Source organism: Pseudomonas sp. GL_093, from assembly GCF_057837605.1.
On sequence record NZ_CM174448.1, the window covers coordinates 1,873,790 to 1,898,090 of the forward strand.

General features: G+C 60.7%; 28 protein-coding genes. 26 read left to right on the forward strand and 2 right to left on the reverse strand.

Annotated features, from left to right (window positions below; genetic code table 11):
- The first annotated feature begins 90 nt into the window (after positions 1 to 90).
- The 12 genes from fleN (at position 91) to AC3IUE_RS08490 (ending at position 10,808) form a co-directional block, all read left to right on the forward strand.
- Positions 91 to 921 (forward strand): flagellar synthesis regulator FleN, encoded by an 831-nt coding sequence (gene fleN / locus AC3IUE_RS08435; protein WP_008001746.1) that lies wholly within the window; start codon positions 91 to 93, stop codon positions 919 to 921.
- A complete protein-coding gene (gene fliA, locus AC3IUE_RS08440; protein ID WP_007894214.1) occupies positions 918 to 1,658 on the forward strand; it encodes an RNA polymerase sigma factor FliA in 741 nt (246 codons plus the stop codon). The genes fleN and fliA overlap by 4 nt, the downstream gene beginning before the upstream one ends.
- A gap of 167 nt (positions 1,659 to 1,825) precedes the next feature.
- Positions 1,826 to 2,197 (forward strand): chemotaxis response regulator CheY, encoded by a 372-nt coding sequence (locus tag AC3IUE_RS08445; RefSeq protein ID WP_003183998.1) that lies wholly within the window; start codon positions 1,826 to 1,828, stop codon positions 2,195 to 2,197.
- Positions 2,198 to 2,227: 30 nt separating this feature from the next.
- Entirely contained in the window at positions 2,228 to 3,016 is a 789-nt protein-coding gene (locus AC3IUE_RS08450; protein WP_046046370.1) for a protein phosphatase CheZ, read from the forward strand.
- A gap of 37 nt (positions 3,017 to 3,053) precedes the next feature.
- Positions 3,054 to 5,297, forward strand: a complete 2,244-nt coding sequence (locus tag AC3IUE_RS08455; protein ID WP_461997434.1) for a chemotaxis protein CheA — start codon at positions 3,054 to 3,056, stop codon at positions 5,295 to 5,297.
- Positions 5,298 to 5,346: 49 nt separating this feature from the next.
- Positions 5,347 to 6,477: a protein-glutamate methylesterase/protein-glutamine glutaminase gene (locus AC3IUE_RS08460; protein ID WP_461997435.1), complete on the forward strand. Its 1,131-nt coding sequence runs from the start codon at positions 5,347 to 5,349 to the stop codon at positions 6,475 to 6,477.
- Positions 6,477 to 7,217 (forward strand): flagellar motor protein, encoded by a 741-nt coding sequence (locus tag AC3IUE_RS08465; RefSeq protein WP_056742071.1) that lies wholly within the window; start codon positions 6,477 to 6,479, stop codon positions 7,215 to 7,217. The genes AC3IUE_RS08460 and AC3IUE_RS08465 overlap by 1 nt, the downstream gene beginning before the upstream one ends.
- Before the next feature lie 15 nt (positions 7,218 to 7,232).
- Complete coding sequence (gene motD, locus AC3IUE_RS08470) at positions 7,233 to 8,123, forward strand: flagellar motor protein MotD (RefSeq protein ID WP_008155811.1); 891 nt, start codon at positions 7,233 to 7,235, stop codon at positions 8,121 to 8,123.
- A gap of 43 nt (positions 8,124 to 8,166) precedes the next feature.
- The gene (locus AC3IUE_RS08475) at positions 8,167 to 8,955 is read left to right on the forward strand and encodes a ParA family protein (RefSeq protein WP_046046365.1); all 789 of its coding nucleotides are present in this window, start codon (positions 8,167 to 8,169) and stop codon (positions 8,953 to 8,955) included.
- Between the two features lies 1 nt (position 8,956).
- Entirely contained in the window at positions 8,957 to 9,841 is an 885-nt protein-coding gene (locus AC3IUE_RS08480; RefSeq protein ID WP_489266723.1) for a CheW domain-containing protein, read from the forward strand.
- An 88-nt stretch (positions 9,842 to 9,929) separates the two neighbouring features.
- On the forward strand, positions 9,930 to 10,415 hold the full coding sequence (locus AC3IUE_RS08485) for a chemotaxis protein CheW (protein WP_008155806.1): 486 nt from the start codon (positions 9,930 to 9,932) through the stop codon (positions 10,413 to 10,415).
- The gene (locus AC3IUE_RS08490) at positions 10,416 to 10,808 is read left to right on the forward strand and encodes a DUF2802 domain-containing protein (protein WP_056742068.1); all 393 of its coding nucleotides are present in this window, start codon (positions 10,416 to 10,418) and stop codon (positions 10,806 to 10,808) included.
- A gap of 124 nt (positions 10,809 to 10,932) precedes the next feature.
- Here the strand turns inward: AC3IUE_RS08490 and AC3IUE_RS08495 are convergent, their stop codons facing one another.
- Together AC3IUE_RS08495 and fliK are read right to left on the reverse strand one after the other, a co-directional pair.
- The gene (locus tag AC3IUE_RS08495; RefSeq protein WP_056742067.1) at positions 10,933 to 11,262 is read right to left on the reverse strand and encodes an EscU/YscU/HrcU family type III secretion system export apparatus switch protein; all 330 of its coding nucleotides are present in this window, start codon (positions 11,260 to 11,262) and stop codon (positions 10,933 to 10,935) included.
- On the reverse strand, positions 11,259 to 12,833 hold the full coding sequence (gene fliK, locus AC3IUE_RS08500) for a flagellar hook-length control protein FliK (RefSeq protein ID WP_489266727.1): 1,575 nt from the start codon (positions 12,831 to 12,833) through the stop codon (positions 11,259 to 11,261). Before fliK ends, AC3IUE_RS08495 begins: the two co-directional genes overlap by 4 nt.
- 197 nt (positions 12,834 to 13,030) lie before the next feature.
- On the opposite strand from fliK, the gene ccmA reads away from it, so the two are divergent.
- The 14 genes from ccmA (at position 13,031) to phnF (ending at position 24,291) form a co-directional block, all read left to right on the forward strand.
- Positions 13,031 to 13,666, forward strand: a complete 636-nt coding sequence (ccmA, locus tag AC3IUE_RS08505) for a cytochrome c biogenesis heme-transporting ATPase CcmA (RefSeq protein ID WP_046046360.1) — start codon at positions 13,031 to 13,033, stop codon at positions 13,664 to 13,666.
- Positions 13,663 to 14,331 carry a heme exporter protein CcmB gene (gene ccmB / locus AC3IUE_RS08510; protein ID WP_008155797.1) on the forward strand — a complete coding sequence of 223 codons (669 nt, stop codon included), beginning with the start codon at positions 13,663 to 13,665 and terminating at the stop codon, positions 14,329 to 14,331. Before ccmA ends, ccmB begins: the two co-directional genes overlap by 4 nt.
- A 74-nt stretch (positions 14,332 to 14,405) precedes the next feature.
- On the forward strand, positions 14,406 to 15,161 hold the full coding sequence (locus tag AC3IUE_RS08515) for a heme ABC transporter permease (protein ID WP_111451896.1): 756 nt from the start codon (positions 14,406 to 14,408) through the stop codon (positions 15,159 to 15,161).
- Positions 15,158 to 15,334, forward strand: coding sequence for a heme exporter protein CcmD (ccmD, locus tag AC3IUE_RS08520; RefSeq protein WP_008145547.1), 177 nt, complete (start codon positions 15,158 to 15,160; stop codon positions 15,332 to 15,334). The genes AC3IUE_RS08515 and ccmD overlap by 4 nt, the downstream gene beginning before the upstream one ends.
- A complete protein-coding gene (gene ccmE / locus AC3IUE_RS08525) occupies positions 15,331 to 15,786 on the forward strand; it encodes a cytochrome c maturation protein CcmE (RefSeq protein ID WP_056742064.1) in 456 nt (151 codons plus the stop codon). Before ccmD ends, ccmE begins: the two co-directional genes overlap by 4 nt.
- Positions 15,787 to 15,789: 3 nt before the next feature.
- On the forward strand, positions 15,790 to 17,778 hold the full coding sequence (locus AC3IUE_RS08530; RefSeq protein WP_461997438.1) for a heme lyase CcmF/NrfE family subunit: 1,989 nt from the start codon (positions 15,790 to 15,792) through the stop codon (positions 17,776 to 17,778).
- Positions 17,775 to 18,311: a DsbE family thiol:disulfide interchange protein gene (locus AC3IUE_RS08535; protein WP_033056022.1), complete on the forward strand. Its 537-nt coding sequence runs from the start codon at positions 17,775 to 17,777 to the stop codon at positions 18,309 to 18,311. The genes AC3IUE_RS08530 and AC3IUE_RS08535 overlap by 4 nt, the downstream gene beginning before the upstream one ends.
- Positions 18,308 to 18,781, forward strand: coding sequence for a cytochrome c-type biogenesis protein (locus AC3IUE_RS08540; protein WP_008145552.1), 474 nt, complete (start codon positions 18,308 to 18,310; stop codon positions 18,779 to 18,781). Before AC3IUE_RS08535 ends, AC3IUE_RS08540 begins: the two co-directional genes overlap by 4 nt.
- On the forward strand, positions 18,774 to 19,976 hold the full coding sequence (gene ccmI / locus AC3IUE_RS08545; RefSeq protein WP_489266732.1) for a c-type cytochrome biogenesis protein CcmI: 1,203 nt from the start codon (positions 18,774 to 18,776) through the stop codon (positions 19,974 to 19,976). Before AC3IUE_RS08540 ends, ccmI begins: the two co-directional genes overlap by 8 nt.
- A gap of 14 nt (positions 19,977 to 19,990) precedes the next feature.
- Positions 19,991 to 20,395, forward strand: coding sequence for a hypothetical protein (locus AC3IUE_RS08550; protein WP_056742060.1), 405 nt, complete (start codon positions 19,991 to 19,993; stop codon positions 20,393 to 20,395).
- Positions 20,396 to 20,706: 311 nt separating this feature from the next.
- Positions 20,707 to 21,540 (forward strand): phosphonate ABC transporter ATP-binding protein, encoded by an 834-nt coding sequence (gene phnC, locus AC3IUE_RS08555; RefSeq protein ID WP_452627645.1) that lies wholly within the window; start codon positions 20,707 to 20,709, stop codon positions 21,538 to 21,540.
- 43 nt (positions 21,541 to 21,583) lie between these two features.
- On the forward strand, positions 21,584 to 22,600 hold the full coding sequence (gene phnD, locus AC3IUE_RS08560; RefSeq protein WP_489266735.1) for a phosphonate ABC transporter substrate-binding protein: 1,017 nt from the start codon (positions 21,584 to 21,586) through the stop codon (positions 22,598 to 22,600).
- Between the two features lie 167 nt (positions 22,601 to 22,767).
- The gene (phnE, locus tag AC3IUE_RS08565; protein ID WP_461997441.1) at positions 22,768 to 23,550 is read left to right on the forward strand and encodes a phosphonate ABC transporter, permease protein PhnE; all 783 of its coding nucleotides are present in this window, start codon (positions 22,768 to 22,770) and stop codon (positions 23,548 to 23,550) included.
- A gap of 36 nt (positions 23,551 to 23,586) precedes the next feature.
- A complete protein-coding gene (gene phnF, locus AC3IUE_RS08570) occupies positions 23,587 to 24,291 on the forward strand; it encodes a phosphonate metabolism transcriptional regulator PhnF (RefSeq protein ID WP_489266737.1) in 705 nt (234 codons plus the stop codon).
- Positions 24,292 to 24,301 lie beyond the last annotated feature (10 nt).

The window sequence follows — 24,301 nt, forward strand, 5'->3', positions numbered from 1 at the left end:
ACATCGATGGTCTGCCATGCATTGTTCAGTTAGTGAACGCGCAGCCAGTAATGTGGCCTCCGTCTAAGTAAGACAAGGTAAAGAAAATTCATGGGCAGCATGCATCCCGTACAGGTGATCGCGGTGACCGGCGGCAAAGGTGGCGTCGGGAAGACTAACGTGTCAGTGAACTTGTCCCTGGCTCTAGCTGAGCTCGGCCGGCGCGTCATGCTGCTGGACGCTGATCTGGGGCTGGCGAACGTCGACGTCCTGCTGGGACTGACACCCAAACGTACTTTGGCCGACGTGATCGAAGGCCGCTGTGAGCTGCGCGACGTACTGTTGCAGGGCCCTGGCGGCATTCGCATCGTCCCGGCCGCGTCCGGCACACAGAGCATGGTTCATTTAAGCCCGGCGCAACACGCCGGCCTGATCCAGGCGTTCAGCGATATCGGCGACAACCTCGACGTGCTGGTGATCGACACCGCTGCGGGCATTGGTGACTCGGTCGTCAGTTTCGTTCGCGCAGCGCAAGAAGTCTTGCTGGTGGTCTGCGACGAACCGACCTCGATCACAGATGCCTACGCACTGATCAAACTGCTGAACCGCGATTACGGCATGAACCGCTTCCGCGTCCTGGCCAACATGGCCCAGAGCCCGCAGGAAGGTCGCAACCTGTTCGCCAAGTTGACCAAGGTCACGGATCGCTTCCTTGACGTCGCCTTACAATACGTCGGCGCGGTGCCTTACGACGAAAGTGTGCGCAAGGCCGTGCAGAAGCAGCGCGCCGTCTACGAAGCCTTTCCGCGGTCCAAGTGCTCACTGGCGTTCAAGGCCATTGCACAGAAGGTCGATACTTGGCCGCTGCCTGCCAACCCGCGTGGGCACCTGGAGTTTTTCGTCGAGCGCCTCGTGCAACAAACCGCAGGACCTGTGCTATGACAGCCAGTGGCTACAACCTCTACAAGAAGTCGGCACGTGACGCGCAGTACGAGCTGATCGAGCGTTACGCGCCACTGGTTAAACGCATTGCCTACCACTTGCTGGCGCGTCTGCCGGCCAGTGTCCAGGTGGAAGATCTGATCCAGGCCGGAATGATTGGCCTGCTTGAAGTGTCGACCAAATACGACGCCAGCAAAGGCGCGAGTTTCGAGACGTACGCGGGCATTCGAATCCGTGGCGCGATGCTCGATGAAGTACGCAAGGGGGACTGGGCGCCACGTTCGGTCCACCGCAATACCCGGATGGTCAGCGACGCAATTCGCTCTATTGAAGCTAAAACCGGCCGTGACGCTAAAGATCACGAGGTTGCGGCCGAACTCCAATTGAGTCTCGACGATTATTACGGGATTTTGAACGACACCCTGGGCAGCCGGTTATTCAGTTTCGACGATCTGTTGCAGGACGGCGAACACGAAGGGCTGCACGAGGATGGCGCCAGTGCTCATCTCGAGCCGTCACGCGATCTGGAAGATGAACGCTTCCAGGCGGCGCTGGCGGACGCGATTGCCAATTTGCCGGAGCGTGAGCGACTGGTGTTGGCGCTGTACTACGACGAAGAGTTGAATCTCAAGGAAATCGGTGAGGTCCTGGGGGTCAGCGAATCTCGGGTCAGCCAGTTACACAGCCAGTGCGCGGCCCGTTTGCGGGGGCGTTTGGGGGAGTGGCGAGCGCGCTGAAGGCAGTGTGGGGACACTGCGAACGCGGCGGGTGGGGTGTTGAACCTTACCGGTCCCGATCTGTTGTGCTCCAGACAGTCATTGAGTGCTTTGCCGGATTGATTGAAATGGCGCGTCCAGGTGCTGGGCGCGTTTAAGACTGCTTGGAGGTCGAATTGGACAAGAACATGAAAATCCTCATCGTTGATGACTTCTCAACGATGCGGCGGATCATTAAAAACCTGTTGCGTGACCTTGGGTTCACCAACACAGTCGAGGCCGACGATGGCACTACTGCCATTCCGGTTCTCAACAGCGGCAGCATCGACTTTCTGGTAACAGACTGGAACATGCCTGGCATGACCGGTATCGACCTGCTGCGCCACGTGCGTGCCGATGAAAAGCTCAAGCACCTGCCGGTGCTGATGGTGACCGCTGAAGCCAAGCGCGAGCAGATCATCGAGGCAGCCCAGGCCGGTGTTAACGGCTATGTGGTCAAGCCCTTCACGGCCCAGGCGTTAAAAGAAAAAATCGAGAAGATTTTCGAACGCATCGGTTGATGTGCGAAGCCACTGCGCCACGGGGGAGCTATGGAGCATAACGAGTCTTCACAGGGCGATTTCGAATCGACTCTGAAAAAACACGCGGTCGAACTGGTCGAAAGCCTTGAAAAAGGCAGGTTCGGCGACGCTGTGCAACTGATCCATGAGCTCAATCAGACCCGTGACCGTGGCCTGTATCAGGAAGTGGGCAAGCTCACTCGCGAGCTGCATAGCGCGATCGTCAATTTCCAGATTGACCCGCACATGCCGCAAGCCGAGGAAGTCTCGCAGATCACGGATGCCACCGAGCGTCTGGGTTATGTGGTCAAGCTGACCGAGGCGGCTGCCAACCGCACCATGGACCTGGTGGAAAACGCCACGCCGCTGGTCAACGGCCTGAGCAACGAAGCCCAGGCCTTGAGCACCGACTGGGGACGGTTCATGCGTCGCGAAGTCGGGGCTGAAGAGTTCCGCGAGCTGGCCCGGCGAGTCGACGGTTTCCTGACACGCAGCAGCGAAGACAATCGCGTTGTGTCGAGCAACCTCAACGACATTCTGCTCGCTCAGGATTACCAGGACCTCACCGGTCAGGTGATCAAGCGCGTGACCCAATTGGTCACCGAAGTTGAAAGCAACCTGCTCAAGCTCGTGCTTATGGCCAGTCAGGTGGACCGCTTTGCGGGCATCGAACATGACCGTGAAGCGATGCTTGCAGAAAAAGATCCGCAAAAACATCTCTCTCAGGGTGAAGGTCCGCAGATTCATGCCGATAAAAGAGAAGACGTTGTGTCCGGTCAGGACGATGTGGACGATTTGCTATCCAGTCTTGGATTTTAGGTTTTTAGGTTTTTAGACCTTTAGGAGCACCCCCTTAATGAGCTTCGGCGCCGATGAAGAGATCCTTCAGGATTTCCTGGTTGAGGCCGGCGAGATTCTAGAGCAACTGTCCGAACAGCTGGTCGAGCTTGAAAGCCGACCAGACGATGCGGACTTGCTCAATGCAATTTTTCGCGGTTTTCACACTGTAAAAGGAGGCGCCGGCTTCCTCCAGCTCAACGAGCTGGTGGAGTGCTGTCACATCGCCGAGAACGTGTTCGACATCCTGCGCAAGGGTGAACGCCGCGTCGACTCGGAACTGATGGACGTGGTTCTCGAAGCGCTGGATGCGGTGAACGGCATGTTTACCGAAGTCCGCGAACGCAGCCCGATCACGGCTGCCACGCCAGAATTGCTTGCGGCACTGGCCCGTCTGGCCGAGCCGCAAACCGCCGATGAAACGGCACCGGTCGCCGAGGTGGTGGAAGAACCTGCCGCCGAGAGCGAATCGGGTGACATCACCGATAACGAATTCGAACAACTGCTGGACTCGCTGAACGCCGTCAAGGCTCAGGCAGAAGCCCCGGCAGCTGTGCCAGCGCCGAGCAGCAATGCGGCGGCCAGCGACGAAATCACCGATGCCGAGTTCGAGTCGTTGCTCGATCAACTGCACGGTAAAGGCCAGTTCGCCGTCGATGCGGTAGCCCCGGCGCCAGCCGCACCGGCTGCCCCGAAAGCGGCAGGCGACAGCTCCGATATCACCGACGACGAGTTCGAAGCACTGCTCGATCAGTTGCACGGCAAGGGTAACTTTGCCGTTGATGCGCTGGAATCGGCCATTGCTGCGGTCCCGGCCCCGGCTGCGCCAACCGCTAAAGCGGCTGGCGGCGATCTGATCTCCGATCACGAGTTCGAGTCGCTGCTCGACGAATTGCACGGCAAAGGCAAGTTCACCGAGGTTGGCACTGGCGCAGTGGTTTCTGCTCCTGTCGCCAAGGCGCCAGCACCGGCTGCGAAACCTGTAGCCAAAGCGCCCGAGCCTAAAGCCGAAGCGCCGAAGCCTGCCGCTGCTGCAGCACCGGCTCCGGCCCGTGCGCCGGCCGCACCGCCACCGGAAAAGCCGGCCAGCGAAGCCGAGACCACCGTGCGGGTCGACACCGCGCGTCTCGACGAAATCATGAACATGGTTGGCGAGTTGGTACTGGTGCGTAACCGCTTGGTCCGTCTGGGCCTCAACAGCGGCGACGAAGCCATGTCCAAGGCCGTGTCGAACCTCGACGTGGTCACGGCCGACCTGCAAACCGCGGTCATGAAGACCCGGATGCAACCGATCAAGAAGGTCTTCGGACGTTTCCCGCGTCTGGTTCGCGACCTGGCTCGTCAGCTCAAGAAAGAGATCAACCTGGAACTGGTCGGCGAAGAAACCGACCTCGACAAGAACCTCGTCGAGGCCCTGGCCGACCCGCTGGTCCACTTGGTGCGCAACTCGGTCGACCACGGTATTGAAGAGCCGGCCGAGCGCGAAGCGATGGGCAAGCCTCGCAGCGGCAAGGTGATCCTGTCCGCTGAACAGGAAGGCGACCACATCCTGCTGTCGATCTCCGATGACGGCAAGGGCATGGACGCCGATGTTCTGCGCGGCATTGCCGTGAAGAAAGGCTTGATGGACAAGGATGCAGCGGATCGCCTCAGCGAATCCGATTGCTTCAACCTGATCTTCGCGCCGGGCTTCTCGACCAAGACCGAAATTTCCGATGTCTCCGGACGCGGCGTGGGCATGGACGTGGTGAAAACCAAAATCGCCCAGCTCAACGGCACCATCAATATCTATTCGACCAAGGGCAAGGGCTCGAAGATCGTCATCAAGGTCCCGTTGACCCTGGCGATCATGCCGACGCTGATGGTCATGCTGGGCAACCAGGCGTTTGCGTTCCCGCTGGTGAACGTCAACGAAATCTTCCACCTCGACCTGTCGACCACCAACGTCGTGGACGGCCAGGAAGTGGTGATCGTGCGGGACAAGGCGCTGCCATTGTTCTACCTCAAACGCTGGCTGGTCAGCTCCGCCGCTCACGAAGAGCAGCGCGAAGGCCATGTGGTGATCCTTTCGGTGGGCACTCAGCGGATCGGCTTCGTCGTCGATCAACTGGTGGGCCAGGAAGAAGTGGTCATCAAGCCATTGGGCAAAATGCTCCAGGGAACCCCGGGCATGTCCGGCGCCACCATCACCGGTGACGGCCGCATTGCGCTGATTCTCGATGTTCCGAGCATGCTCAAGCGTTACGCCGCACGGCGTATTTGATTCTGGTGGAGCGGGGCGACTGAGCCTCGCTCCGTCTAACGGAGTGTTTATGGCAGTTAAAGTCCTGGTGGTGGACGATTCGGGGTTTTTCCGCCGCCGCGTCTCGGAAATTCTTTCAGCGGATCCGAATATCCAGGTCGTCGGCACGGCGACCAACGGAAAAGAGGCGATTGATCAGGCGCTGGCCCTCAAGCCAGACGTGATCACCATGGACTACGAGATGCCGATGATGGATGGCATCACGGCGGTGCGGCACATCATGCAGCGCTGCCCGACGCCGGTGTTGATGTTCTCTTCGCTGACCCACGAAGGCGCTCGGGTAACCCTCGACGCGCTGGACGCTGGCGCGGTGGATTTCCTGCCGAAGAATTTCGAAGACATCTCCCGCAACCCGGAGAAGGTCAAGCAACTGCTGTGCGAGAAGATTCTCAGCATCTCGCGCAGTAACCGTCGCGCCAACACCTACAGCGCTCCGGCACCTGTCGCCGCACCCGCCCCGACGCCTGCACCTTCGAGCGTCAGCAGCTACGGCAGCAGCGCGCCTGCGCGTCCGGCACCGGCTCCGATTCCGGCGCGTACGCACGCCCCGGCCTCGTCGTCGCCCGCGCCGAAACGCAAAGCTTACAAACTGGTCGCCATTGGTACGTCCACTGGTGGTCCGGTTGCCCTGCAGCGGGTTCTGACCCAATTGCCGGCCAATTTCCCCGCTCCGATCGTATTGATCCAGCACATGCCAGCCGCCTTCACCAAGGCCTTCGCCGAACGTCTGGACAAGCTTTGTCGCATCAGCGTCAAGGAAGCCGAGGATGGCGACATCCTGCGTCCGGGCCTGGCGTTGCTGGCGCCGGGTGGCAAGCAAATGATGATCGACGGCCGTGGCGCGGTGAAAATCCTCCCGGGCGATGAACGTCTGAACTACAAGCCGTGCGTGGACATCACCTTCGGTTCCGCGGCCAAGACTTACGGTGACAAAGTTCTGGCGGTTGTGTTGACCGGCATGGGCGCCGATGGTCGCGAAGGCGCGCGTCTGCTCAAGCAGGGCGGCAGCTCGATCTGGGCTCAGGATGAAGCCAGCTGCGTGATCTACGGCATGCCGATGGCCATCGTCAAAGCCGAACTCGCCGATGCGGTGTACGGCCTGGACGATATTGGCAAGCATCTGGTCGAGGCTTGTATCTGATGGATGTTTTAAGCCTCATCGGGATCATCATGGCGTTCGTCGCCATCATTGGCGGCAACTACCTTGAAGGCGGCCACCTCGGCGCCCTGGCCAACGGCCCGGCGGCGTTGATCGTACTCGGTGGGACCATCGGTGCGGCGCTGTTGCAGGCGCCGATGAGCGCCTTCAAGCGCGCCATGCAGATTCTGGCCTGGATCCTGTTTCCTCCGCGCATCGACCTCGCCGGTGGCGTTGATCGCGTCGTCAGCTGGAGCCTGACCGCGCGCAAGGAAGGCCTGCTCGGCCTGGAAGGAGTAGCCGACGCCGAATCGGACAACTACTCGCGCAAAGGCCTGCAACTGCTGGTGGATGGCGCCGAGCCGGAAGCGATCCGCAGCATCCTGGAAGTGGATTTCTACACCCAGGAAAGCCGCGACATCGAAGCCGCCAAAGTCTTCGAAAGCATGGGTGGCTACGCGCCGACCATCGGCATCATCGGTGCGGTGATGGGCCTGATCCATGTGATGGGCAACCTGGCCGATCCATCGCAGCTGGGTAGCGGCATTGCCGTAGCCTTCGTCGCGACCATCTACGGCGTGGCCAGTGCCAACCTGGTGCTGCTGCCGATTGCCGCCAAACTCAAGTCCGTCGCTTTGCGGCAGTCGCGTTATCGCGAAATGTTGTTGGAAGGCATTCTGTCGATCGCCGAAGGTGAAAACCCTCGCTCTATTGAGTTGAAGCTTCAGGGCTTCATGGATTGATGGGGGTAATGGACTATGGCTCGTCGTCGGCAACCTGAAGAACATGTAAACCATGAACGTTGGCTGGTTTCGTACGCCGACTTTATTACGTTGCTGTTCGCTTTCTTCGTCGTGATGTACTCGATCTCTTCGATCAACGAAGGCAAGTACAAGGTCATTTCCGAGGCGTTGATCGGGGTCTTCACCGACTCCGACCGTGCCCTCAAGCCGATCCCGATCGGTGACGAGCGGCCGAAGACCGTGACCCCGGCCAAGCCGCTGGTTAAAGACGCCGAGCAGGTCGACGCCGGTATCGCGGGTGCCAGCGATCCGCTCAAAAGCATCGCCGACGACATCAGCGCCGCGTTCGGCGACCTGATCAGCTCCAACCAGATGACCATTCGCGGCAACGAGCTGTGGGTTGAGATCGAACTCAATTCCAGCCTGTTGTTCGGCAGCGGCGACGCCATGCCCAGCGACATCGCGTTCAACATCATCGACAAGGTTGCCGCGATTCTGAAGCCGTTCGACAACCCGATTCACGTCGAAGGCTTCACTGACGATCAACCGATCCGCACCGCGCAGTACCCGACCAACTGGGAGCTGTCCTCGGCCCGTTCGGCGAGCATCGTGCGCATGCTGGCGATGCAGGGTGTGAACCCCGGTCGTCTGGCGTCGGTGGGTTACGGCGAGTTCCAGCCAGTGGCCAACAACGCCACTGCCGAGGGCCGGGCGCGTAACCGTCGGGTGGTGCTGGTGGTGTCACGAAATCTCGATGTACGCCGCAGCCTCACGGGCACCGGAACCGCCAATGCGAAACCGGATGCCGCGTTGAAGCGTGCTGGCACACAAACTGCACCGACCCCGGTCAAGTCGCCGGGACGAGAGAGTGCCGTCAATTCTCCGTCACCCGCATTAATACGTTGAGCTTTTCCTCGGTCGACCATTTCGACCGGGAGGAACAATCCGAATGAGAGTCTGGGCAGTCGCCAATCAAAAGGGTGGTGTTGGTAAAACCACTTCCTCTATCGCTTTAGCCGGTTTGCTGGCCGAGGCGGGCAAGCGCGTGGTTGTGGTCGATCTCGACCCCCACGGCTCCATGACCAGCTACTTCGGTTACGACCCCGACAGCCTGGAACACAGCAGCTACGACCTGTTCCTGCACAAGGGCAGTGTGCCGCAAGGCTTGCCCGGTCAGTTGCTGTTGCCCACCAGCCACGAGAGTATTTCGCTGTTGCCGTCGAGCACCGCACTCGCGACCCTCGAGCGCCAGTCGCCGGGGCAGAGTGGCCTGGGCCTGGTGATTGCCAAGAGCCTGGCGCAACTTTGGCAGGACTTCGATTACGCCGTGATCGACAGCCCGCCGTTGCTCGGCGTGCTGATGGTCAATGCCTTGGCGGCGAGCCAGCAATTGGTGATTCCGGTGCAGACCGAACACCTGGCGGTCAAAGGCCTGGAGCGCATGGTCAATACCCTGGCGATGATCAACCGTTCGCGTAAACAGGCGCTGCCGTTCAGCATCGTGCCGACCTTGTTCGACCGCCGCACGCAGGCGTCCCTCGGCACGCTGCGGGTGTTGCGCGACAAGTATCCGGAAGAAATCTGGCAGGGCTACATCCCGGTCGATACCCGCTTGCGCGATGCCAGCCGGGCCGGCGTGACGCCTTCGCAGTTCGACGGCAAGAGCCGTGGTGTTCTCGCGTACCGCGCACTGCTCAAGCACCTGCTGGCCGCACAACTTGTCCCGCAGGTGGCGTGAGATGAACCGCCCGGTAAAAATCACCTCGCGCCCGCAACTCGCGCTGCAGTCCTATCTGGACAGCTTGCTGATGGAGGCGACTGAAGAGTTGCCGCCGGAAATCGAAGCGCTGGTTGAAATCGTTGAGGTTGTTGAAGCGGTCGAAGTTGAAGCTGCGCTGGACGAGTTCCAGGCAGCGGTGCTCGAAGAGCAGGCTCGCGATGCGCAGAAACCCGCCGTGGTTGCCGCACCGGTAGCAGCGCCCGTGGCGAAAGCACCGGTAGCCGTGATCGACGCACCAGCGCCGGTTCTCGCGCCGGTATCGACCATCGCACCGTTGCTGCAAGCCCTGGTGCCGCCGGTGGTCGACGTCCACCTGCCACCGAGCAACACGCCACCACCAGTGGAAACCGATGGTCGTCCGTCCTGGGCCGCCGAACCGTTCGAATGCCTGTTGTTCGATGTCGCCGGGCTTACCCTGGCCGTGCCGCTGGTGTGCCTGGGCTCGATTTATTCTTTGGCCGGTCACGAGCTGACACCGCTGTTCGGTCAGCCGGAGTGGTTCCTCGGGATCCTGCCAAGCCAGGCCGGCAACCTGAAAGTATTGGACACCGCGCGTTGGGTCATGCCTGACCGCTACCGCGACGATTTCCGCCAGGGCCTGCAATACGTTATTTCGGTTCAAGGCTACGAGTGGGGGCTGGCGGTGCATCAGGTCAGCCGCTCATTGCGCCTGGACCCGAACGAAATCAAATGGAGAAGTCATCGAGGTCAGCGGCCATGGCTCGCCGGCACGGTGATTGAGCACATGTGTGCGCTGCTGGACGTTTCCGCCCTGGCCGAGTTGATCGCCAGCGGCGGGGCAAAGCACATGGGTGGCATCAAGCCGCTACACAAACCGACATAGCTGCCGACATAACAAGTATGCGACGGCATTGTTGAATGCCGCCAACAGAACACACACCGCCAGAAGCGGTTTTTCGAGGGGTCAGGGTATGAGTAATCAAGCGACGAATGCAAAAGGTTCTGAAGATCCGATCCTGCAATGGGTAACCTTCAAACTGGACAATGAAACCTACGGCATCAACGTGATGCGCGTTCAGGAAGTCCTGCGTTACACCGAGATCGCCCCGGTCCCCGGTGCCCCGAGCTACGTGCTGGGCATCATCAACCTGCGCGGTAACGTAGTCACCGTGATCGACACCCGTCAGCGCTTCGGCCTGATGAATGCCGAGATCAGCGACAACACCCGTATCGTCATCATCGAAGCCGACAAGCAAGTCGTCGGGATCATGGTCGACAGCGTGGCCGAAGTGGTTTACCTGCGTCAGTCGGAAATCGAGACCGCGCCGAACGTCGGTAACGAAGAGTCCGCCAAGTTCATTCAAGGCGTGTGCAACAAGAACAACGAACTGCTGATCCTGGTCGAGCTGGACAAGATGATGAGCGAAGAAGAATGGTCGGACCTGGAGAACATCTGATTGATTCTTGAGGTAGCGGTCATTGTCCTGTTCCTCTTTTGGGCAGGCACGCTGGCGATGTTTCTGGCGTACATACGAGGCCAACGACTGATCGCCGCGCAGCAGGCTCAGGGCGATGCGCTGCGCGATCAGCGCATCAAGGACCTGGCCAAGCGCGTCGAGGACTACCAGAGCGGCAACGTGCGCATGGGTGAAGACCTGCATGAACTGCGCGCAGTGGTTGGCCCGTTGCCGGACAAACTGGCTCAGCTGGAACAGCGCGATCCGTCGAGCCTGTCGTTTGCCCAGGCGGCAAAACTGGTCGGGATGGGCGCGAGCGTCGATGAACTGACTCAGTCTTGCGGGTTGACCCAGGCTGAGGCGGAGTTGATGAGTAAGCTTCACAAGAACTGACGCCTACCCAAGATCGTTCCCACGCTCTGCGTGGGAATGCCTCTTGGGACGCTCCGCGTTCCGCTGTTGAATGTGACGCGGAGCGTCACGGGCTGCATTCCCACGCGGAGCGTGGGAACGATCATCAATAGTCGTCGCCGCGATCGGTAATGTCCTTCTCGACCATCGGCGCATCCGGATCTTGCCCCTCGGGAAACTTACCCTTCAAATTCCACGCAAACGCAATAATCTCCGCAATCGTGCGATACAACTCCTCCGGAATACTTTCCCCCAATTCCATCCGCGCCAGCAGCTTCACCAACTCGGCGTTTTCGTAGATGGGCACTTCATAATCGCGGGCAATCTTCAGAATGGCTTCGGCCAGTGCTTCGTCACCTTTGGCCGTGAGGGTAGGGGCGTGGTTACCGTCGTACTTGAGGGCGATGGCCTGGCGCGGGGTGTTGGGGTTTTTCATGCGGTTTCGTCGACCCAGCGTTGTTCGAGGCGAGTTTGGGGGCCTTGTGGCGGTGTGCCGAGGTGACAATCGAGATCGCCGACATTCAGGCCGGACGCCAGCAGACGCAGGCGCAGTTCGGCCAGGTTACTTTCGATCAGGCTGGCGGTGTAAGGGCGTTCGGCCCACAGCTGGCTGGACAGGCTGCCTTTGATCAGTTGTGCCTGAATCTGCAACGGGCCCAAGGGCTCCATGTCGAACGCCAGGTCCACTCGCCACAATTGTTGTTTGGGTTCGCGCTCGTCGCGGCGTTCGTTCTGCTGTTCCTTCTCGGGCGCTTCTTCGCGCTGGAACTTGACCTGCAACGGCACGATGTCCTGCAAATTGCGCATCGGGATTTCCAGTTGCCAGGTGCTCATCAACCGACCGTCGTCAGTCACGCCGGTCTGTTCCAGGCTCGACAACTGATGGCTTTGCAGGCGCGAAACGGCCGCTGCTGCCAAACGCAGCAAGTGCTCGAGATCGCCTTCGCCGTCCATGCTTTGGAGTAGACGCTCGGGCAGCGGGAAGCTGGTTGGCTGCGGTTTGGCGCTGACCTGACCGAGCATGCCGAGGGCGCTGCGTACAAAGTTCGGCATGGCCTGGGCCAGTGTGTTGGCGGCAATGATCGCGTTCAAATTGGTGTTGGCCGGCAGGCCGGGCGTCAGTTGTGCGATCAGCTTGAGCAGATCGCCTTTCATGTCCGGGGCCAGTGTCGGGTTCTGACCGCTGAGCAGTTTGGCTTCAAGGAACAGCCCGCTATTGGCCAGTGCCTGGGCCAGCCCCTTTGGCGTGCTGAGTTGTTGAACATCGGGCAGGCCGGCGAGCAACTTGTCGACGGCAGCACGCAGATCGCTGGACGTCTGATTCGAGGACGGCAGGTTTTGCAGGAGTTTGAGCAGGCCATCCAGCGAGCCTTGGCGGCTCTGTTGGCTGACCAGTTGTTGGGTCACTGCCAATTGCTCCTGGCGGCTGCTCAATGGCACGAACTTCAGCGTCTGGGTGTCCTGCACCAGCGCGCTCAGCAAGGTGCCGATGCGCAGCGGCGTCGGGCTGTCGATGCTCAGGGTGCTGCCGCTCAACGCGGTGTTGAGCAAGCTCACCATCGAGCGGAACACCGTCGGCTGGCCCGGCACCTGCGGCAACACCTGGGAGGTCAGCACTTTGCCTTGCAGCAGCGTGCCGACCGGCAGTTGCGCGGTGTCGATACGGGTGAGGGTGGCAACGCTGGAGGCGATGGCCTGTTGCACGGTGACGGCCAGATTACCCGCCGACGGCTGGGTGATCGCCAGGCTGGTGCCCTGAGGCAGCGGCTGGGTGCTGGTGGCCTGGACCGTGGTCTGACGACCACTGTCGAGGGTGACCTTGAGCAACAGTTGAAAGGTCTGATCCGCCTGCTTGAGCGACAGCACTTCGGCCTTGGCGGTCTGGCCCGCAGTGATCAGGCCCTCCATCGGCGTCAGTAACTTCAGCAGGTCGCCACTCACCACCAGCGGCCGCGAAGTCGCGGGGGTGGTCTGCGGTAGCGGGAGGATGTTCATTTCGCCTGTCATACGCGGTCACAACCTGAGGAAATTGCCCTCTTTAGAGTAGGGCATGGCATGTATAATGCCGCCCCGTTGTATCCGGGGCGCTGAAAACATTTCAAATACTTGATCCAGCTCCTTAGAACGGGCCGCCAATGCATTTATCCTGCATATCTTTAACGGCCGCTCCACTGCCGACTTGAACCCAAAAGGCCCGTGATCTCTTGACCAGTCCTGTCCTGCAAACCGTTGCCCTCGCCTGTGAGCGAGACCTTCGGCTGCTCTTCGAAAATCTCGAATTGAGACTGGCCAGTGGCGAAATGTTGCAAATCAGCGGCCCCAACGGCAGTGGCAAAACCAGCCTTTTACGTCTGCTTTGCGGTCTGATGCAGCCGACTGCCGGTCAGGTGCTGCTCAACGGCCAGCCGTTGAACGAGCAACGCTTTGAGCTGGCGCGCAACCTGCTGTGGATCGGCCATGCCGCCGGGATCAAGGATCTGCTGACGCCGGAAGAAAACCTGAGCTGGCTGTGCGCCTTGCATCAACCGGCCTCCCATGAGGCGATCTGGCAGGCGCTGACGGCGGTCGGACTGCGCGGTTTCGAGGATGTTCCTTGCCACACGCTGTCTGCCGGGCAGCAACGCCGGGTCGCGTTGGCGCGGTTGTACCTGGAATGCCCGCCGCTATGGATCCTCGATGAACCGTTCACCGCGCTCGACAAACAAGGCGTGGCGCAACTCGAAGAACACCTGGCCGCACACTGCGAGCGCGGTGGCATGGTGGTCTTGACCACTCACCACACGCTGACCCGGATGCCGGCCGGCTATCGCGATATTGATCTGGGGAATTGGGCCGTATGAGTGTTTTCGGCCTGTTGGTCGCCCGTGAGGCCCGATTGCTGTTCCGCCGTCCTGCGGAACTGGCCAATCCGCTGGTATTCTTCGCGATCGTGGTTTCCCTGTTCCCGTTGGCGGTCGGACCCGAGTCTCAATTGTTGCAAACCTTGTCTCCGGGACTGGTCTGGGTAGCGGCCCTTTTATCGGTTTTGCTCTCGCTGGACGGGCTTTTCCGCAGTGATTTCGAAGACGGATCGCTTGAACAGTGGGTCCTTTCGTCGCACCCCCTGCCTCTTCTGGTTTTGGCCAAGGTACTGGCACACTGGTCCTTCTCTGGCCTGGCACTGGTTTTGCTCGCTCCATTGCTGGCATTGATGCTCGGTTTGCCAACCGCCTGTCTGCCGGTGTTGCTGCTTTCGTTGTTGCTGGGTACACCGGTGCTGAGCCTGCTCGGTGCGGTGGGCGCAGCCCTGACGGTGGGATTGAAGCGCGGTGGCCTGTTGCTGGCGCTGCTGATCCTGCCGTTGTACATCCCGGTGTTGATTCTCGGCAGTGGCGCCTTGCAGGCGGCATTGCAGGGCATGCCGGCGACCGGTTATCTCCTGTGGCTTGGTAGCCTGACCGCTCTGGCGATAACACTGACACCTTTTGCAATAGCTGCTGGCCTGAAGATCAGCGTCGGCGAATAATGAGGTCTGGTCAAAATTTGATCAGTAAAGACCCTGGCTCTTCATAGCGAAGAGCAACCGTGATGGAAACAGTAATGAACTGGACTTGGTTTCATAAGCTCGGCTCGCCCAAATGGTTTTACGGCATCAGTGGCAAACTGCTGCCGTGGCTGAGTGTCGCGGCGTTGCTGCTGATCAGCGTTGGTGTAGTGTGGGGCCTGGCCTTCGCGCCGCCGGACTACCAGCAAGGCAACAGCTTTCGCATCATTTATATCCACGTTCCGGCCGCCATGCTGGCCCAGTCCATCTACGTGATGCTGGCTGTGTGCGGCATCGTCGGGCTGGTGTGGAAGATGAAGCTGGCTGACGTCGCCCTGCAATGCGCGGCGCCCATCGGCGCCTGGATGACCGCCGTGGCGCTGGTCACCGGCGCGATCTGGGGCAAACCGACCTGGGGTTCGTGGTGGGTCTGGGATGCACGACTTACGTCCATGCTTATTCTGCTGTTTCTGTACTTCGGTCTTATTGCGCTGGGCAACGCGATCAGCAATCGTGACAGTGCCGCCAAGGCCTGCGCGGTATTGGCGATTGTCGGCGTGATCAACATCCCGATCATCAAATACTCGGTGGAGTGGTGGAACACCCTGCACCAGGGCGCGACGTTCACCCTCACCGAAAAACCGGCGATGCCCGCCGAGATGTGGCTGCCACTGCTGCTGACGGTGCTGGGTTTCTACTGTTTCTTCGGCGCGGTGTTGCTGCTGCGCATGCGTCTTGAAGTGCTCAAGCGCGAAGCCCGCGCCAGTTGGGTCAAGGCCGAAGTGCAGAACAGTCTGGAGGCCGCTCGATGAGTTTTGCTTCATTCGGCGACTTCCTCGCCATGGGCCATCATGCCCTGTATGTCTGGTCAGCCTATGGCATCTGCCTGGCGGTGCTGGCCCTCAACGTGGCGGCGCCAATCCTGGCCCGCAAGCGGTATCTGCAACAAGAGGCGCGTCGTTTGCGCCGGGAGAACGGCAAGTGAATCCGCTGCGCAAAAAGCGTCTTATCATCATTCTCGCGATCCTGGTCGGTGTCGGTGCTGCCGTCGGCCTGGCCCTGAGCGCCCTGCAGCAGAACATCAATCTGTTTTACACCCCGACCCAGATCGCCAACGGCGAAGCCCCGCAAGACACGCGGATCCGCGCTGGCGGCATGGTCGAGAAAGGTTCGCTGCAACGTTCCGGCGATTCGCTGGACGTGAAATTCGTCGTCACCGACTTCAGTAAATCCGTGACCATCAGCTACCGCGGCATCCTTCCGGACCTGTTCCGCGAAGGGCAGGGCATCGTTGCCCTGGGCAAGCTCAACGCCGACGGCGTGGTGGTGGCCGACGAAGTGCTGGCCAAGCACGACGAGAAGTACATGCCGCCAGAAGTGACCAAGGCTTTGAAAGACAGCGGTCAATCTGCTCCAACGCCCGCGAAGGAGGGTTGATCGATGACGTCTGGACTCTATATTCCTGAACTCGGCCATCTGGCCATGATTCTGGCGCTGTGTTTCGCGCTGGTTCAGGCCGTGGTGCCGTTGCTTGGTGCCTGGCGCGGTGACCGCTTGTGGATGAGCCTCGCCCAACCGGCCGCCTGGGGGCAGTTCGCGTTTCTGCTGTTCTCCTTCGGTTGCCTGACTTACGCCTTCATGTCCGACGATTTCTCCGTCGCCTATGTAGCCAGCAACTCCAACAGCGCGTTGCCGTGGTACTACAAGTTCAGCGCGGTGTGGGGCGCTCACGAAGGGTCGTTGCTGCTGTGGGCGTTGATCCTCGGCGGCTGGACCTTCGCGGTGTCGGTGTTCTCCCGGCAGTTGCCGCAAGTGATGCTGGCTCGCGTACTGGCGGTGATGGGTATGATCAGCACGGGTTTCCTGCTGTTCCTGATCCTCACGTCCAACCCGTTTGCACGGATCCTGCCGCAGATTCCTGCGGACGGTCGTGACCTCAACCCACTGCTGCAAGACATCGGCCTGATCGTTCATCCGCCGATGCTGTACATGGGCTATGTCGGTTTCTCCGTGGCGTTCGCGTTCGCCATCGCTGCACTGCTGGGCGGTCGTCTTGATGCGGCGTGGGCCCGCTGGTCCCGTCCGTGGACCATCGTCGCCTGGGCCTTCCTCGGTATCGGCATCACCCTCGGTTCATGGTGGGCGTACTACGAACTCGGCTGGGGCGGCTGGTGGTTCTGGGATCCGGTGGAAAACGCCTCCTTCATGCCATGGCTGGTGGGTACGGCGCTGATTCACTCGTTGGCGGTCACGGAAAAACGTGGCGTGTTCAAGAGCTGGACCGTGTTGCTGGCCATCGCTGCCTTCTCGCTGAGCTTGCTGGGGACCTTCCTCGTGCGTTCCGGCGTGCTGACGTCGGTTCACGCCTTTGCGTCCGACCCTGAGCGCGGTGTGTTCATCCTGATCTTCCTGCTGTTTGTGGTCGGTGGCTCGCTGACGCTGTTTGCCCTGCGCGCTCCCGTGGTGAAGAGCCACGTTGGCTTCAACCTCTGGTCCCGGGAAACTCTGCTGCTGGGTAACAACCTGGTGCTGGTGGTGGCGGCCTCGATGATTTTGCTCGGCACCTTGTATCCGCTGATTCTCGATGCGATGACCGGCGCCAAGCTGTCGGTCGGCCCGCCGTACTTCAACGCACTGTTCATTCCGTTGATGGCCTTGCTGATGATGGTGATGGCGGTCGGCATGCTGGTGCGCTGGAAAGACACGCCAGTCAAATGGCTGTTGAGCATGCTGACGCCGGTGTTGCTCGGCAGCGCCGCTTTAGCCGTGGTAGCGGGTGTTGCTTATGGCGATTTCAACTGGGCGGTGATCGCGACGTTCATGCTCGCGGCCTGGGTGTTGCTGGCCGGTGTACGTGACATCTTCGACAAGACTCGCCACAAAGGCCTGATCAAAGGCCTGCCGACCCTGACCCGCAGTTATTGGGGCATGCAGGTCGCTCACCTCGGCATCGCCGTGTGTGCCCTCGGCGTCGTGCTGTCGAGCCAGAACAGTGCCGAGCGCGACCTGCGTCTGGCGCCGGGTGAGTCCATGGACCTGGCCGGTTACCACTTCGTGTTCGAAGGCGCCAAGCACTTCGAAGGCCCGAACTTCACCTCCGACAAGGGCACCGTTCGGGTGATCCGCGACGGCAAGGAAGTCAGCGTGTTGCACCCGGAAAAACGCCTCTACACCGTGCAGAACTCGGTGATGACCGAAGCCGGGATCGACGCTGGTTTCACCCGCGACCTCTACGTCGCACTCGGCGAACCGTTGGGCGATGGCGCCTGGGCCGTTCGCGTCCACGTCAAACCGTTCGTGCGCTGGATCTGGTTCGGTGGTCTGCTCACCGGTTTGGGCGGGTTGCTGGCGGCGTTGGATCGCCGTTACCGGGTCAAGGTGAATAGCCGTGTGCGTGAAGCACTGGGCATGACGGGAGCCACGGCATGAGACGTTGGTTGATGCTGTTGCCACTGGTGATTTTTCTGGTGGTGGCTGTTTTCCTTTATCGCGGGCTCTATCTGGACCCGGCCGAGCTGCCTTCGGCGATGATCAACAAGCCGTTCCCGGAGTTTTCCCTGCCGGCCGTGCAGGGCGACAAAACCCTGACCAAGGCCGATATTCTGGGTAAACCAGCGCTGGTTAACGTCTGGGGCACCTGGTGCATTTCCTGCCGGGTCGAGCATCCGGTGCTGAACAAACTGGCCGAGAAAGGCGTGGTGATCTACGGCATCAACTACAAGGACGTCAACGCTGACGCCTTGAAGTGGTTGGTGGAGTTTCACAATCCGTATCAGCTGGATATTCGTGACGATGAAGGCACCCTGGGCCTGAACCTCGGCGTTTACGGCGCTCCGGAAACTTTCTTCATCGACGCCAAGGGCATCATCCGCGACAAGTTCGTTGGCGTGATCGACGAACAGGTCTGGCGCGAAAAACTGGCCGCCAAGTATCAGGCGCTGGTTGATGAGGCCAAGCCATGAAGCGCTGGATAGCCGCCGCGGTATTGGGTTTGAGCATGGCCGGCGTGGCGCACGCGGCCATCGACACCTACGAGTTCGCCAAAGAAGGTGATCGCGAGCGTTTTCGCGAGCTGACCAAAGAGCTGCGTTGCCCCAAGTGCCAGAATCAGGACATTGCCGATTCCAATGCACCGATCGCCGCCGACCTGCGCAAAGAGATTTTTCGCATGCTCGGCGAGGGCAAGGACAATCAGCAGATCATCGACTTCATGGTCGACCGCTACGGTGATTTCGTCCGCTACAAACCCGCTCTGAACGCCAAGACTGCTGTGCTCTGGTTCGGCCCTGCCGGCCTGTTGCTGGGCGGTTTTGTGATCATCGCCGTGATCGTCCGCCGTCGTCGCGTGCAACGCGCTGACACCAAGGATGAGCTTTCCGCCGAGGAGCGTGAGCGCCTCGACCACCTGTTGGATAAAACCAAGAATGATTGATTTCTGGCTCGCTGCAGGTCTGCTACTTCTGGTTGCCCTGAGTTTTCTGCTGATCCCTGTTCTGCGTGGCCGCCGCGCCCAGCTTGAGGAAGATCGTACGGCCCTGAACGTCGCGCTGTATCAGGAGCGCGTGGCTGAGTTGCAGACTCAGCAGGAAGAGGGCGTTCTCGACGCCGTGCAAATGGACACCGGTCGCGCCGAAGCCGCCCGTGAATTGCTCGCTGACACTGAAGGCGTCGAGGCGCCGCGCGTATCCCGCCTGGGCAAGCCGTGGCCCTTGCTGGCGGCGATTCTGGTGCCGGTGTTGGGTCTTGGCCTGTACCTGCATTTCGGGGCGAGCGACAAAGTCGAACTGACCCGCGAATTCTCCCAGGCGCCGCAGTCGATGGAAGAGATGACCCGTCGCCTGGAGCGCGCGGTCGAGGCTCAGCCGGATTCGGCAGAAGGCCTGTATTTCCTCGGTCGTACTTATATGGCTCAGGATCGCCCTGGCGATGCGGCGAAGATCTTCGAACGCACGGTGAACCTGGCCGGCCGTCAGCCGGAACTGTTGGGCCAATGGGCTCAGGCCCAGTACTTTGCCGACGGCAAGAAGTGGTCGGACAAGGTTCAGGCCCTGACCGACGAAGCGCTGAAAGCCGATCCGAAAGAAGTCACCAGCCTTGGCTTGCTCGGTATTGCTGCCTTTGAAAGCCAGCGTTATCAGGACGCCATCGACTACTGGAATCGCCTGCTGGTGCAACTGCCACCGGAGGACAGTTCCCGCGCCGCGCTGCAAGGCGGCATCACTCGGGCCACCGAGAAACTCGAAGCCAGCGGCGGCAAGGTGGCCCAGGCGCCCGCCGCCAAGGTGGCGGCACTGCTCAAGGTGCGCGTGGATCTGGCGCCAGAGCTGAAAGCCAAGGTCCAGCCCGGCGACAGCGTATTCATTTTCGCCCGCGCCACCGCAGGGCCTCCTGCGCCATTGGCCGCCAAACGGCTGACCGTGGCCGACTTGCCGGCGACCGTTGAACTGGGCGACGCCGACGCAATGATGCCGCAGTTGAAACTGTCGAACTTCCCTGAAGTCCAACTGGTTGCACGCATCTCCCGCGCCGGCAAACCCACTGCCGGTGAATGGATCGGTCGCAGCCAGCCTCTGGCCAGCAGCACCACCGCGCAGCAAACACTGACCATCGACAGCCCGGACAAATGACAGGAATCGCCACTATGACCGCCATCGCTCGTATCACCCTGCTCAGTATGGTTTTGGGGTTAAGCGCTTGCGTGGTCCAACCGCAGCAGCCTGAACGGCTGCCACCGATCCCGCCGTCGCAGCCGCGTCCGACGCCGTCCACGACACCGACACCGGGTAAGCCGGGCATTCCGGCCAAGCCCGCCAAACCGCTGCCACGCACCTCCGCGAGCTTCGCGCCGCCGCCGGGTGGCAACAGCCATTGGGATGCCAAGCTCGGCGTGTACGTTCTCGATGATCAGACCAACACCTTCTACCGCCAGCGTACGTACTACCGCTGGGATAACGGCTGGAGCCGGTCGATCAGCCCGAACGGGCCATGGGAAGAGACAGACATCCATGGCGTGCCGGGCGGGTTGGGACGGCAATTCGGGCAGTAAACAAAGGCGACCTTCGGGTCGCCTTTTTTGTGCCCGCTGAAATTCACGATTCACCCCAACCCCTGTGGGAGCGAGCTTGCTCGCGATGAGGCCGTGTCAGTCGACATCAACTGTGCCTGACACTCCGCTATCGCGAGCAAGCTCGCTCCCACAGGGGGGCGGTGTTTTTCAGAACTCAACCTTTCACAAAACCTTAATCAAATGGCCCATCCAGCGACATGTGCAAGTCATAGGGCTGACACAGCCCACGCCTAAAGTCGGTTGAACTTCAAAACGGCCATGGACGGCTGTTCAACCAGACAGAGAAGCCCATGAACGCAGCTATCCATGTCGATCATCTGAACAAGACCTTTGCGCGCAAGACCGCACTGGTCGACCTCGAACTCACCATCGCCACCGGTGAGATGGTGGCGCTGATTGGCGCTTCCGGCTCCGGCAAGTCCACTTTGTTGCGGCACCTCGCGGGCCTGGCCTGTTGCGATCGCAGCAATGGAGGCAGCGTTAAAGTGCTGGGGCGGGAAGTTCAGGCGTCCGGACGGCTGAATGGCAAGGTGCGTCGCTTGCGTGCCGACATCGGCTACATCTTCCAGCAGTTCAACCTGGTCAACCGCCTCAGCGTGCTCGATAACGTGCTGCTCGGTTGCCTGGGCCGGATGCCACGCTGGCGCGGCAATCTGAGCCTGTTCAATGCCCAGGAAAAGCAATTCGCCCTCGAATCCCTGGACCGCGTCGGCCTGGCCGATCTGGCGGCTCAGCGCGCCTCCACCTTGTCCGGCGGCCAACAGCAGCGCGTGGCGATTGCCCGAGCCCTGACCCAGCGTGCCGAAGTGATTCTGGCCGATGAACCGATTGCCTCCCTCGACCCGGAGTCGGCGCGCAAGGTCATGGAAATCCTCGCCGACATCAACCGTCGCGACGGCAAAACCGTGGTCGTGACCCTGCATCAGGTGGATTACGCCACTCGTTATTGCCCGCGTGCCGTGGCCCTCAAGGGTGGACGGATTCATTTCGATGGTCTCGCCGCCGACCTGAACAGTCAGTTCCTCAACGATTTGTACGGTGCCGACATCGACACCAGCCTGATGTTTTCCGACCAGGCCCGCCGTCCCGAACCTGCGCCCCGGCTGGTACTGGCGCGCGGTTGAACACACTCATTTTTCCAACGACGCACTCCAAGGAATCAATTCCATGTTGAACCGTATCGGTCGCGTTTTTGCTGGCGCCGCGCTACTCGCCAGCTGTGTGCTGGGTACTGCCCAGGCTGAAGAAAAAGCCATCAACTTCGGCATCATGTCCACCGAGTCTTCGCAGAACCTCAAGAGCATCTGGCAGCCATTTCTGGATGACATGCAGAAGAAGACGGGCCTGAAAATCAATGCCACGTTTGCTTCTGACTATGCCGGCCTGATCCAGGGCATGCGCTTCAACAAGGTCGACGTGGCCTGGCTGGGCAACAAGGCCGCCATCGAGGCGGTGGACCGTTCCAACGGCGAGATCTTCGCCCAGACCGCAGCCGCCAGCGGCGCCGCCGGCTACTGGAGCGTGCTGATCGTGCGCAAGGACAGCCCGATCAACTCCGTCGACGACATGCTGAAAAACGCGAAGAACCTGACCTTTGGCAACGGCGATCCTAACTCCACTTCTGGCTATCTGGTGCCGGGCTACTACGTGTTCGCCAAGAACAACGTCGATGCCGCCACCGCGTTCAAACGCACCCTCAACTCCAGCCATGAGGTCAACGCCTTGAGCGTGGCCAAAGGGCAACTGGATGTCGCGACCTTCAACACGGAAAGCTGGGATCGCCTGGCCGTCACCCAGCCGGACAAGGCCGCGCTGCTCAAAGTGATCTGGAAATCGCCGCTGATCCCCGCCGACCCGCTGGTGTGGAGCAAGGCCCTGAGCGACAGCGAGAAGACCAAGATCCGCGATTTCATCTTCAGTTACGGCGACACCGAATCCGAGAAAGCCGTACTCGCGGGGATGCAGTTGGGCAAGTTCCTGAAGTCGAACGACGACCAATTGCTGCCGATCCGTCAGCTTGAGCTGTTCAAGCAACGCACCACCGTCAATGCCGACACCAAGCTGGAAGCGGCGGACAAGGCCAAGCGCCTGGCGGAGATTGATGCGGAGCTGGCCAAGCTGCAAGAGCGCCTGACCTTGCTGGAAAAAACCAACACTGAGAAGAGCGCAGCAAACGCTGGCTGATACACGACGCGGTCCATGTAGGAGTGAGCCTGCTCGCGATAGCGGTGGCACATGCAACATCGATGTCGGCTGACACACCGCCATCGCGAGCAGGCTCACTCCTACAGTTTTTTGTACCCGCCATGAATTGTGCATCGCCTCTTTGAACGCTTTTTAAGAGAAACCTCATGACCACTCTTCACGCTGAAGCTGTCGGCAAGCGCACCTGGCCGCAGTACCTCGGTTGGGGCCTGTTCCTGGTCTTGCTGACCTGGGCCTGGCACGGCGCCGAGATGAACCCGATGGCGCTGTACCGCGACTCGGGAAACATGGCGACCTTCGCCGCGGATTTCTTCCCGCCGGACTTTCATGAATGGCGCGCGTACCTCAAGGAAATGATCGTCACCGTACAAATCGCCCTCTGGGGCACGGTGCTGGCGATTGTCTGCTCGGTGCCGCTGGGCATTCTCTGTTCTGAAAACATCACGCCGTGGTGGATTCACCAACCACTGCGCCGGGTCATGGACGCCTTCCGTTCGATCAACGAAATGGTCTTCGCGATGTTGTTCGTCGTGGCGGTCGGGCTCGGGCCGTTTGCCGGTGTCCTGGCGCTGTGGATCAGCACCACCGGGGTACTCGCCAAGCTGTTCGCCGAAGCCGTGGAGGCGATTGATCCGGGCCCGGTCGAAGGGGTTCGCGCCACCGGAGCCAGTGCCTTGCAAGAGGTGATCTACGGGGTGATTCCGCAAGTCATGCCGCTGTGGGTGTCCTACGCGCTGTACCGCTTCGAAGCCAACGTGCGCTCGGCGACCGTGGTGGGAATGGTCGGTGCCGGCGGCATCGGGGTGATTCTCTGGGAGAACATCCGCGCCTTCCAGTTTGTCCAGACCTGCGCGGTCTTGCTGGTGATCATCGTCGTGGTGAGCCTGATCGACATCCTGTCGCAACGCCTGCGCAAGCAGTTCATCTGAATTTCGGAGGGGTGCCCCTGGGCGCTTTTTTTAAGCATGCAGTTGTCTAGACAAGATGAGCCGGTGTACCGCGAATTGGCCGACATCCTGCGCCGTGAGCTGGCGGATTATTCGGCCGGGGACTTTCTGCCGGCCGAGGTCCAGCTGGCGGAACGTTTCGGCGTCAACCGCCATACCTTGCGCCGCGCCATCGATGAGCTGGTGTTCGAAGGCAGCCTGTTGCGCCGCCAGGGCAAAGGCACGCAAGTGCTGGAGCGGCCGCTGATTTATCCGATGGCCGCCGACAGCGCTTACAGCCAGTCGTTATCCGCACAGGGGCTCGGCGTTGAGGCGGTATTGCTCAAGCGCCGCTACTGCTTCGCCAGCCGTGAAGAAGCGCAACACCTGGGCATCGCTGAGATGGCGCCGATGATCGAATTGCAAACCCTGCGCAAGCTCGATCACCAGCCGGTCAGCCTGATCCGTCATCGCTACTGCGCCAGTCACGCGCCGTTGCTGGCGGACTACACCGGCGGTTCATTGCGCCAATACCTCAGCGAACGCGACATGCCGCTGACCCGCACCTTGAGCCTGATCGGCGCCCGTTTGCCCAGCCGCGACGAAGCCGCGTTGCTGATGATGCCCCGGCACTTGCCGGCGCTGAGTGTGTTCACCCTTTCCCGCGACCGCGACGGCCACCCGGTGGAGCTGGCCCAGTCCACCAGCCGTTCGGATCGCTTCCAGTACCAGGTCGTCACCTGATGGAGAACTC